We start from the raw sequence: 11101 nt of genomic DNA, 5'->3' as shown, positions 1-11101 counted from the left end.
AGATATGCCATGACGATCCGTCCACGGGTACGCCGCAACCTGCGCGTGGAGAACCTGCCCGGCGAGGCCGTGTACGTGTTCTCCGAGCGTGGCCACCAGGTCATCGAGGGCGAGCTGACCGAGCGGGTCCTGCCGCTGCTGGATGGCAAGCACGACGTCGACGACGTGCTCGACGCCCTGGCCGACGAACCGCCGGAGCGGGTGCTCTACCTCATCGAGCGGCTGGTCCGGATGGGGGTCGTGCTGCGGGTCGACCCGGAGTTGCCGCAACGTGAATCGGCCTTCTGGGACATGGCCGGCACCAGCGCCGAGGTGGTCGCCGACAGGCTCGCCGCGGCCACGGTCGGCCTGTCGGTCGTCGGCGAGGTCGACCCGGAGCCGCTGCTGGCCGCGCTCGAGGCCGCCGGTCTGCGGGTCACGCCGGTGGGCGCCGGCCCGGCGAGCCCGGTCGACCTGTCGGTGGTGGCCACCGACAACTACCTCAACCCGGAGCTGGCCGAGCTCAACGACGCGGCGCTGCGCAGCGGTCGCCCGTGGCTGCTCACCAAGCCGGTCGGTTCGGTGCTGTGGATCGGCCCGACGTTCAAGCCGGCGAGCCGGGAGCACGGCTGCTGGGCGTGCGTGGCGTTCCGGCTGGCCGGGCACCGGCAGGTCGACGAGTACCTGCGCGACAAGCTCGAACACGTCGGCCCGCTGCGGGTGCCGCTGGCCGACCTGCCGACCACCCGGGACATCGGTGCGCGGCTCACCGCGTTGGAGGCGGTCAAGCACGTCGCCGGCCTCGGCACCGAGCAGGAGGACGGCATCCTCACCCTCGACACGATCTACTTCGACACCCAGCGGCATCCGCTGCACCGCCGCCCGCAGTGCCCGTCCTGCGGGGAACCGGAACTGGTCGCCCGGCGGTTCGCCGCACCGGTACGCCTGCAGTCGCGGGCGAAGACCTACACCGGTGACGGCGGCCACCGGGCCCAGCGGCCCGACGAGGTGCTCGCCCGGTATTCGCCGCAGGTCAGCTCGGTCACCGGCGTGGTACGGGAACTGCGTCCCTTCGCCACCGGCCGGGACTTCGTCAAGGGGTACTACGCCGGGCACAACTTCGCCCGCCGGGTGCACAACCTGCGGCATCTGCGCAGCGGGTTGCGCAGCATGGCGGCCGGCAAGGGCACCACCGACACCCAGGCCCGGGCCAGCGCGATCTGCGAGGCGATCGAACGCTACAGCGGCCTGTTCGTCGGCGACGAACCCCGGATCACCGCCACCCTGGCGGAGTTGGGCGACCGGGCGTTGGCCCCGAACGACTTGCAGCTCTACAGCCCCCGGCAGCACGAGAACCGGGTGGCGTGGAACGCGGCGCAACGGTCGAGCTTCCAGATCGTCTGCGACCCGCTGCCGGCCGACCGGCCGATCGAGTGGAGTCCGGTCTGGTCGCTGACCCACGAGCGGCACTTCCACGTGCCGACCGCGCACCTGTACTTCCAGTACCCGAGCCGGCCCGGTGAGCTGTTCGCGTCGGCCTGCTCCAACGGCAACGCCGCCGGGTCGAGCATCGAGGACGCCGTGCTGCAGGGTTTCCTGGAACTTGTCGAACGCGACAGCGTCGCGCTGTGGTGGTACAACCGGCTCACCATGCCGCGGTTCGACCTGGACAGCTTCGGCGAGCCGTGGTTCGACGAGTTCCGCGAGGTCTACGCCGGGCTCAACCGCGAGCTGTGGGTGCTGGATCTGACCGCCGACCTCGGCATTCCGGTGGCCGCCGCGATCAGTCGCCGCACCGACAAGCCGGCCGAGGACATCCTGATGGCCTTCGGCGCCCACCTGGACGCGAAGACCGCGGTGCAGCGGGCGCTCAGCGAGATGAACCAGTTCCTGCCGGCGGTCATCGACGTGCAGCCCGACGGCAGCGGCTACGCCTACCCGGACCCGGTCCAGCAGGGCTGGTGGCGGCACGCCACGCTGGCCTCGGAGGGCTACCTGGCGCCGGCCGCGCAGGTGTCCACCGCGACCACGCACCGCAACCTGGCCTCCGACGACCTGAAGACCGACGTGGACACCGTACGCGGGCTCGTCGAGCGGGCCGGCATGCAGATGCTGGTGCTCGACCAGACCCGGCCCGACCTGGAACTGCCGGTGGTCAAGGTGATCGTGCCCGGCATGCGGCACTTCTGGGCCCGGTTCGGTGCCGGGCGGCTCTACGACGTACCGGTACGGCTCGGCTGGCTCGACCAGGCCACGCCCGAGGACGCCCTCAATCCCATTCCGATGTTCCTGTGACCCCGTCCATGGTTGTTGAAAGGGGTGCGATGACCCTGACACAGTCGACCCGGCCGTACGAGCGACTCCTGCGGCTGGACCCGTCGAGCCGGCTGACCCCCGGCGGCGGGCAGCTCACCCTGTGGTCCCGGTTCGGCCGGGTCGCCGTGGGCCAACGCGACCGGCCGATGGTCGCGGTGCTGCAGGCCCTCGCCACGACCGAGGTGACACCTACCGACCTGGAGCGGCTGGCGCTGGCCACCGCGGGGGCCACCGCGACCGACGACGAGATCGCCGTGCTGGCCCGGCTGCACTGGCTGCTCGACCGGATCGGCAACGCGCTGCAGCAGCAGATCGGTCCGGCCGGTGAGCCGGGCTGGCTGCGGGTGACCGCGTTGACCGGCGACCTGCGGTTCACCCACCGCCCGTACACCGGCAATGCTGCGGTGGCGCTGTCCCGGCTGGCGCTGCTGCGCCGCCGCGACGGCCGGATGGTGGTCGAGTCGGGGCTCGCGCCGTTTCGGGTCAGTGTGCTGCACGAGCAGGCGCTCGCCCTGGTCGGCGCGCTCACCGAGCCGCGCACCGTGGCGGACCTGGCCGTCCGGCTGGGGCTGGACGAGACCGCGATCCGGCACCTGGTCGGTTTCCTCGCCGCCGCGCAGCTCACCGACGCGGTCGACCCGGCCGCCGACCAGTGGGACCCGCACGAGCTGTACTTCCACTCCCGCAGCCGGTGCGGGCGCACCGACGAGTCGTTCGGGGCCACCTTCCCCTTCGTCGACGTACGACCACCGCTGCCGCCTGTCAAACCGGCCCCGGACGGCCCGGCCGTCGCACTGCCCCGACCGGACTTCGACGCGTTGCGGGCCACCGATCCGCCGCTGGTGCTGGTGCAGGAGGCCCGTCGGTCGGTGCGGGGATTCGGTGTCGAGCCGATGACGCTTGCGCAACTCGGCGAGTTCCTCTACCGGGTCGGTCGGGTGCGATCGGTGTACGGGCCCGACCACGACAACCGGATGCCGTACGAGGGCGTCGACCGGCCGTACCCGACCGGGGGTGCCTCCGGCGACCTGGAAATCTACGTCACCGCGCACCGGGTGGCCGGTCTGCCGCGGGCCGCCTACCACTACGACGCCTGGGAACACCGGCTGGTCCAGGTCTGCGACGATCCGACGCTGATCCAGGGGCTGCTCGCCGGTGCCGCGCAGGCCACCGGCGGCACCCCCACCCCCGACGCGCTGATCACCTTCACCTCCCGCTTCGGCCGTCTGACCTGGAAGTACGACGCGATGGGGTACGCGGCCACCCTCAAGCACGTCGGGGTGGCCTACCAGACCGCGTACCTGGTCGCGACCGCGATGGGGCTGGCCCCCTGCGGCCTCGGCAGCGGCGACGCCCACCTGTCGGCGCGGGTCTTCGGGTTGGACTGGCAGGTCGAGTCGTCGGTCGGCGAATTCATGCTCGGCAGCCTGCCGCGCTGGGCCGACGGCACCGATCCGCACCAGGGCCGGACCAACTGGCGCGGCGCCAACGACCCGGACTGGGCGAGACGGGCCGGTCGGTTGCTCAGCGCCGCCCGCCACGACCGCGTCGCGTCGGAGGAACCGTCATGATCGAGGTGGAGGAGCTGACGGTGGCGTACGGCTCGGTGCACGCCGTGCGAGGGGTGAGCTTCCAGGTGGCGCCCGGCGAGGTGGTGGCCCTGCTGGGCCGCAACGGTGCCGGGAAGACCAGCACCATGCAGGTGTTGGCCGGGCACCGGGCGGCGACGTCGGGGCGGGTACGGGTGGCCGGCGGCGACCCGTACCGGGACCGGGCGACGGTGCGCAGAAGCGTCGGCATCATGTTGCAGGAGGCCGGTTTTCTCGGTGAGTTGACAGTGGCGGAGACGGTGCAGGCGTGGCGCCGGTTCGGCCGCGATCCGCTGCCCCGCGACGAGGTGCTCGATCTGGTGGACCTGCGCGCCCAGGCCCGGATCCGGGTCGGCCGGTTGTCCGGCGGGCAGCGACGCCGCCTGGACCTGGCGCTGGCGATCCTGCACCGGCCTCGGGTGCTGTTCCTCGACGAGCCGAGCACCGGGCTGGACCCGCAGGCCCGGCAGAACACCTGGCAGGTCATCGAGGGGTTGGCGCAGGCCGGCACGACCGTGCTGCTGACCACTCACTACCTGGAGGAGGCGGAGCGGCTGGCCGGTCGGGTGTTGATGATGGAGGCCGGGCGGCTGACGGTCTCCGGCGACCTGCCGACCGTGCTGTCCGCCGGGACGGGCACTGTCAGTTTCGCCGCGGACCGGCTGCCGGAGGATCTGCCCGCCGGCTGGCTGGCCGAGTACGCCGCCGGTCGCGTGGTGATCCGTACCCGGACGCTCGACGACACGGCCGCCGAGGTGTTCGCCTGGGCGGCGGCCGGCGGTCGGGTGCTGCCGCAGGTGGCGGTCCGACCGGCCAGCCTGGAAGAGGTCTACCTGGGGCTGACCGAGGATCGGCAACGCGGTCCGGTGGAGACCGTGCCGCAGAAGGTGGGGCACCGATGAGCGCGGTGACGGTGGTCGGCGGGTCGGTGGCGGTGTGGCGGCTGGAGCAGCGGCTGTTCTGGCGCAACCGGGCCCTGGTGGTGCCGACGTTCCTGGTGCCGGTGGCGATGTGCGTCAGCATCCCGTTCACCGTGCCGGCGGGCCTGGACTGGGACGGGGTGCCCTACCGGGGTCACTTCCTGACCGCCATGATCGCCATGATCACCGTGTACTCCACGTTCACCACGCTTGTGGTGACGTTGACCAGCCGCCGGGACGCGTTGATCCTCAAACGGTTACGCGGCACCGAGCTGTCCAACCGGTCGATCCTGGCCGGCAACGTGCTCACCGCGTACGTCCTCAGTGGGTTGCAGTTGGTGTTGCTGCTGACCATCGGGCTGCTCGCCCTGGGCGTGCCGGCGCCGGACAATCCGATCCTGCTGATGGTGGCCCTGGCGTACGGGACCGCGGTGTTCGCCGTGTTGGCGGCCGCCTACACGGCGCTCATCCCCAATGCCGAAAGCGCTCAGATTCTCTGCATTCCCGTGCTGTTCGCCTGTTTCGCCTGCTCGGGAATATTCGTTCCATTGTCGGTCTTCCCGGACTGGCTACGGACGATCGCGGAACTACTGCCGGTCACCGCGTTGGCCGACGCGGTCCGGGCGGCGTTCTACGGCGGCGGCGCGCTGCCCCGGGACGCGGCGGTGCTCGGGGTCTGGTGGGCGGTGGGTGTGATCACCACCCGGCGGTTCTTCCGCTGGGAAGGAAAGCGGTAGGGCGGTCGAATAACGGCATCTGTTCGGCTGGTTGTTGCCCCCATCGATGGATGTGAGGATTTCCGGGCAAGTGCTTGGGGGTAACTAGAGATGGTCGACGTGGGCAGTGCGCCCCATGCGGCGAGTGCGACGACAGGCGTCGCCGTACGGACCGCCCAGACGCTGGTCTTCCTCCTCTCCATCGCCTACCTGAGCATTCCCGCTTCCCGTGTGATCACCACGCAGCCGGTGCCGAACGCCGGGCTGGCCCTGCTGGCCCTGACCGGTGTGGCGCTGTTGCAGTTCCGGCACACCTGGCACGGGCTGCGTGGGGAGCCGCCGGTCACCTGGTCGTGGACCCTGCTGTTGCAGGCGATCCTGTCGTACGCGCCGGCCCCGCTGGCCGGCGACGCGTGGCTGGGCGTGCCGTCCTTCCTGGCCGCCTCGCTGCTGATCACCCTGCGTTCCCCGCTGTCCTACGTCGCCTACCTCGCGGTGGTGCTGGCGGAGATCCCGTTCGCCCTGCTCGTGCATGAGGAACCCAGCGACATCGCGTACGCCACCCTCGGCGTCGCGTTGACCGGCGCGGTGGTCTTCGGCTTCGTGAAGATGGCGACCCTGGTGTGGGAGGTGCACCGGCTGCGGGCCACGCTCGCCCACCGGGCCGTCGACGTCGAGCGGCTGCGCTTCGCCCGCGACCTGCACGACGTGCTCGGGCACCAGCTCTGCGCGATCGCGCTCAAGGGCGAGTTGGCCGCCGCCGTCCTGCACAGCCGCCCGGAGTCCGCGGAGCGGGAGATCAACGAGGTGATCGGGCTGGCCCGGGAGGCGCACCGCGACATCCGGGAGGTGGTGGCCGGGTATCGCAGCGTCTCGCTCGCCGGTGAGATGACCGGGGTGACCTCGGTGCTCACCTCGGCCGGCATCGAGTGCGAGGTGGACACCGTGCCACTGGACACTCTGCCGGCCGACGCCGCCACCCCGTTGGCGTTCGCCCTGCGGGAGGGTGCCACCAACGTGCTGCGGCACAGCATCGCCCGGCACTGCTCGATCACCCTACGACCGCAGGACGACGGCCTCGTGCTGCGGATCGTCAACGACGGCGTACCTCCCGGACCACCGCATCCGGCGGGCAGCGGTCTGGAAGGTCTGCGGGAGCGGCTGCTCGAACTGGACGGGCAGCTGCACGCCGGCCCGGTCGGTGGCGGATCTTTCGAACTTGTGGTCTTCGTGCCGAGCATGGCCACGAAGGCAGCGATGGTGGAGGCAACCCGATGATCAGGATTTTGCTGGCCGAGGACATGCACATGGTTCGCGGTGCGCTCGTCGCGCTGCTGTCCCTGGAGCCGGACCTCGAGGTGGTGGCGGAGGTGGCCGAGGGCACCGCGATCCTGCCCAACGCGTTGACGCACCGGCCCGACGTGGCCGTACTCGACATCGGACTGCCCGGCATCGACGGCCTGGCGGCGGCTGGCGCGCTGGGTCAACAGTTGCCGACCTGCCGGACCATCATGCTGACCAGCCACGCCGACTCGGCGAACATCGCCCGGGCGATGCTGATCGGGGTCTCCGGCTTCCTGCCCAAGGACGCCCCGCCGGCCCGGTTGGCCGACGCCATCCGACGGGTGCACCGGGGCGAACGGGTGATCGACTCCGAGATCGTCGTGGCGGCGTTCCACCATGGCCCCAACCCGCTCACCGAACGCGAACGAGACGTCCTCACCCACGTCGCCAAGGGCTCCGACGTCTCCGATGTGGCCGCGAAGCTCTATCTCGCACCGGGTACCGTCCGCAACTACCTGTCGGCCATCATGTCGAAGATCGGGGCCCGCAACCGGGTGGACGCGATCCGCATTGCCCGCGACCGGGGCTGGATCAGCGCTTGACCAGGACCGACGCCACCCTCGCACCGCGCGAGGGTGGCGTCGTCGTGTCCACGGTCCGGCGGTTGCACATGACACTCGTCATGCACAGGTCGTGTCGATGATGACTGTTTGAGATCGCTCGCCTGACGCCACCATGTGTGTGGCCGATCCGCCGGAGAGCAGCAGACCGGTGACTCTCCGGAGGCGGCCCGGTGCCGCAATCGTGCGTCCACCGGAGCAGCGGACAGTCCAGATGTCCGCTCCTCGCACATCCCCAAGCGCCGGCCCCCGCCGGCGCGGTACGAGGAGGATCGTCATGGCCGAAGGGATCTACGTCCTGTCGGACGAGGACCGCCGGAAGTTTGCCAAGATCGTGTCGAGCGCCTGGTCCGACACCGAGTTCGCGGACCGCTACCAGAACACCCCGTACGAGGTGCTGGCCGAGCACGGCATCGACTACCCCGCCGCGGTCGCCCCGCCGCTGCTGCCGCCGAAGCCGAGCGGCGACCTGAGCATGGAGGCGCTGGAGGCCGTCGCGGCCGGCGCCGCCGAGGGCACGCTGGGCAGCGCGAGCTCGATCAGCACCATCGGTGGTACCGCCTTCACGGCCAGCACCGCCGGCACGTTCAGCATCGAAGAGCCGATCGCCAACTGACCCACCCGGTGCCGGCGTCCCGCGCAGCCTGTCCTGCTGCCCCCCGTCAGCGGCAGGCAGCGCGGGGCGCCCCAGCCGATCGCGTGGAAGGGAGAAAACCGATGGCCTCTGTACCGGCGGAACACCGCACCCGCTTTGCTCGGTTGGTCGCCGACGCGTGGTCCGATCCCACCCTCGCCGATCGATACCAGCTCGACCCCACCGCCGTTCTGGCCGAGTACGGCATCGTGCTCGGCGCCGGCGACGAGATCCCCGACCTGCCGCCCGCACCGGGCGAGATCGCCGTCGAGGACCTGAGCACCACCGCCGGCGCGGCGATGGCCACGATCGGCACCGTCAGCTGCCCCGGCGCCTGTGTCGGAATGAGTGCCTGAGATGACCTCCGGCACCGTTCAGTCAATCACTCCGGCGGCGGGCGCGGGATCGCCCGCCGCCGGGCAGGTCCGCCGGGCTCGGGCGGTCGTGGTCACCCGTACCGTCGCGTACGTCTTCACGGTCGTCATGCTCGGCTTCGGTCTGCTGCCGATCGTCACCGCAGTCACCGAGCGCCGCTCCTGGTGGGTGGTGATCGTCGGCGCCGGCGGCTTCGCGGTCGTCGCCACCGCCTTCATCCGGCTCGTCACCCACGCCATGCGCCATCCGTGGAGCAACCGCAGGCGTGAGGACGCCCTGCTGGTCACCGGCATCGTGCTGCTGCTGCCCGTGCTCGTCGACCGGAACTGGCAGGTGATCGGCTTCCTGGCACTCGCCGCCGTGGCGGTCACCTTCCGTCCCCGCTACGGCCTGCTCCTGGCCATCGGGGTGCTCATCCTGATCACGGTGGAACGGATCATGCTCGACACCCCGGGCGTCGTCTTCCTGACCGTGCAGGACGTGCTCACCGGTGCCGCCCTGGCCGGCATCATCGTGCTCGTCGCGTTCATCGAGGAACTGTTCACCGCCCGCGCCGAGGTCGCCCGCCTCGCAGTCGACGCGGAACGGGTCCGGTTCGCCCGCGACCTGCACGACACCCTGGGCCACAACCTCTCCGCCATCGCGCTGAAGAGCGAACTCGCCCTGCGACTGCTCGATCGCGACGCGGTCCGCGCCCGGTCGGAACTCAACGACGTATACGGCATCGCCCGCGACTCGCTGCGCGATGTCCGCACCGTGGTCAAGGGCTACCGCCGCGACTCGCTGCAACGGGAGTTGGAGGGCGTGCAGTCCGTCCTGGTCGCCGCCGGCGTGCGGTGCGAGGTCGCGACACCTGCCGAGGCCCTGCCCGCACCGGTCGAGGAGGTGCTCGCCTGGGCCGTCCGTGAGGCGGCGACAAACCTGCTGCGCCACAGCAGCGCCAGCCGCTGCCGCATCAGCATGCACCGCTCCGACGACGAGGTACGCCTCGACGTCGCCAACGACGGCGCGGCCTCCCCCGCACCCACCGACGACATCGGTGGCAGCGGGCTCACCGGTCTGGCCGAACGACTGGCCCCGCTGGGCGGAACCCTCACCGCCGGGCACCGCGCCGACGGCGAATTCGTCCTCACCGTGCTCGTACCTTGCTGACAACCGAGGAGAAGCCATGATCAGGGTGTTGGTGGCTGAGGATCAGAACCTCATCCGGGGTGCGTTGGTGGCCCTGATGTCGTTGGAGAGCGACATCACCGTGGTGGCGGAGACCGCGCGCGGGGACACCATCCTGGCCGAGATCGAACAGCACCGGCCGGACGTCGCGGTGGTCGACATCGACCTGCCCGGCATGGACGGGATCGCCGCCGCCCAGCGGCTCAAGGACGCCGGTTCGCCGGTCCGCATCCTGGTGCTGACGAGCGTCGGCACGCCGGGCAACTTCGACCGGGCCATGCAGGCCGGGGTGGCCGGTTTCCTGGTCAAGGACGCGCCGAGCGACCGGCTGTGCCGCGCCATCCGGGACGTGTACGCCGGACGCCGGGTCATCGACATCGAACTCGCCGACAGCAGTTCCGCCTCGGCCGGACCGGCCGAACGTCCCCGAACCGGCCCGCTGACCCAGCGCGAACGCGGCATCCTGTCCGCGCTGCACGACGGCATGCCGGTAGCGGCGCTGCGGTCGGTCCTCGGGCTGTCGAGCGCGACCCTCCAGGCGCACGTGGTGGCCGCCGTGTCGAAGACCGGGGCGCCCGACCCGCACGAGGCGGCCCGGGTGGCGTACCACAAGGGCTGGCTGTAGCCGGCGTACCTCACCGGTACGGGGTGAGCACACCGGACAGATACTGCCGTCGCCGCTCCGGCTCGAACTTCTCGATCGCGTACCGCAGCATCACCCGAGGCATGTCCCGGTGCCACCGGGACAGGAACTCCTCGGCCACTGCCCGGTCCCGGTTGCCCACCTCACGCAGCATCCAGCCGACGGCCTTGTGGACGAGGTCGTGCGGGTCGCCCAGCAACCGCTCGGCGAGCCGCAGGGTCCACCCGAAGTCGCCGGCCTTGATGAAGGCGAAGGTCGCCATGATCGCCATTCGCCGCTCCCACACCAGCTCGGAGCCGGCCAGCTGATCGAGGACAGCGCGGTCCTTGTCGATCAGCCAGGGCCCGACGAGGTACGGCGCGCACGAGTCCACCAGGTCCCAGTTGTTGATCCGCTCCGTGTTGGCCAGCACCAGCCGGTAGATGGCCTCGCGTTCCACCTCGTCCCCCTTGGCGAACTTGCGCACCAGGACGAAGATCGCGGTCAGCCGCTCCTCGTGCACCTCGCCACCCAACAGCGTCGCCACATCGTCCAGAGACAACTGACGCCAGTACCGCCCAGCCACCCGCCGCTGCTCCGGCACGCTGACACCGATGGCCCGATCCCCCTCGCCGTACCCACCCGGCACCATCTGCAGATACCGACTCACCCCCGCCGCCCGCTCGGCATCCGCCACCCCCGCAAGCGCCGCCCGAACCTCCCCCACCCCCACCCCTGCCTCCCCTCTCCCCCGCCCCGTCCCCGTCCCCTGGGTCTGTCCCGTCCCGCCCAGCCCCGTCGATCTTGCACTTCTGGTCGCCGATACGTGAGCTTATGCGGCTTATGCGGCGACAGAAAGTGCAAGATCGACGGGGG

At 70.9% G+C, this 11101-nt stretch carries 11 protein-coding genes; 10 read left to right on the top strand and 1 reads right to left on the bottom strand.

What is annotated here, in order from left to right; genetic code table 11:
- Positions 1-9 precede the first annotated feature (9 nt).
- From Vgi01_RS10520 to Vgi01_RS10475, 10 genes are all read left to right on the top strand, one after another.
- Positions 10-2274, top strand: coding sequence for a TOMM precursor leader peptide-binding protein (locus Vgi01_RS10520; RefSeq protein WP_204290888.1), 2265 nt, complete (start codon positions 10-12; stop codon positions 2272-2274).
- A gap of 29 nt (positions 2275-2303) precedes the next feature.
- Positions 2304-3866 carry a SagB/ThcOx family dehydrogenase gene (locus Vgi01_RS10515; protein WP_204290887.1) on the top strand — a complete coding sequence of 521 codons (1563 nt, stop codon included), beginning with the start codon at positions 2304-2306 and terminating at the stop codon, positions 3864-3866.
- Complete coding sequence (locus tag Vgi01_RS10510) at positions 3863-4786, top strand: ABC transporter ATP-binding protein (RefSeq protein ID WP_204290886.1); 924 nt, start codon at positions 3863-3865, stop codon at positions 4784-4786. The genes Vgi01_RS10515 and Vgi01_RS10510 overlap by 4 nt, the downstream gene beginning before the upstream one ends.
- A complete protein-coding gene (locus Vgi01_RS10505) occupies positions 4783-5541 on the top strand; it encodes an ABC transporter permease (protein WP_102660538.1) in 759 nt (252 codons plus the stop codon). Before Vgi01_RS10510 ends, Vgi01_RS10505 begins: the two co-directional genes overlap by 4 nt.
- Positions 5542-5640: 99 nt before the next feature.
- The gene (locus tag Vgi01_RS10500; protein ID WP_204290885.1) at positions 5641-6798 is read left to right on the top strand and encodes a sensor histidine kinase; all 1158 of its coding nucleotides are present in this window, start codon (positions 5641-5643) and stop codon (positions 6796-6798) included.
- Positions 6795-7406 carry a response regulator transcription factor gene (locus Vgi01_RS10495; protein WP_204290884.1) on the top strand — a complete coding sequence of 204 codons (612 nt, stop codon included), beginning with the start codon at positions 6795-6797 and terminating at the stop codon, positions 7404-7406. Before Vgi01_RS10500 ends, Vgi01_RS10495 begins: the two co-directional genes overlap by 4 nt.
- A 295-nt stretch (positions 7407-7701) precedes the next feature.
- A complete protein-coding gene (locus tag Vgi01_RS10490; RefSeq protein WP_158244947.1) occupies positions 7702-8040 on the top strand; it encodes a TIGR04351 family putative TOMM peptide in 339 nt (112 codons plus the stop codon).
- 101 nt (positions 8041-8141) lie between these two features.
- A complete protein-coding gene (locus tag Vgi01_RS10485; protein WP_102660534.1) occupies positions 8142-8414 on the top strand; it encodes a TIGR04351 family putative TOMM peptide in 273 nt (90 codons plus the stop codon).
- Position 8415: 1 nt separating this feature from the next.
- On the top strand, positions 8416-9585 hold the full coding sequence (locus Vgi01_RS10480) for a sensor histidine kinase (RefSeq protein WP_102660533.1): 1170 nt from the start codon (positions 8416-8418) through the stop codon (positions 9583-9585).
- Between the two features lie 16 nt (positions 9586-9601).
- Entirely contained in the window at positions 9602-10228 is a 627-nt protein-coding gene (locus Vgi01_RS10475; RefSeq protein ID WP_204290883.1) for a response regulator transcription factor, read from the top strand.
- Positions 10229-10238: 10 nt separating this feature from the next.
- On the opposite strand, the gene Vgi01_RS10470 is transcribed toward Vgi01_RS10475, so the two are convergent.
- Positions 10239-10952, bottom strand: a complete 714-nt coding sequence (locus Vgi01_RS10470) for a DNA alkylation repair protein (RefSeq protein WP_204290882.1) — start codon at positions 10950-10952, stop codon at positions 10239-10241.
- Between the last annotated feature and the right edge of the window lie 149 nt (positions 10953-11101).

Origin of the sequence: Micromonospora gifhornensis, from assembly GCF_016863515.1 — a bacterium.
Lineage (GTDB): Bacteria > Actinomycetota > Actinomycetes > Mycobacteriales > Micromonosporaceae > Micromonospora > Micromonospora gifhornensis.
The sequence above is the reverse complement of the archived record's forward strand: the minus strand, read 5'-3'. Positions and strand labels throughout refer to the sequence as shown.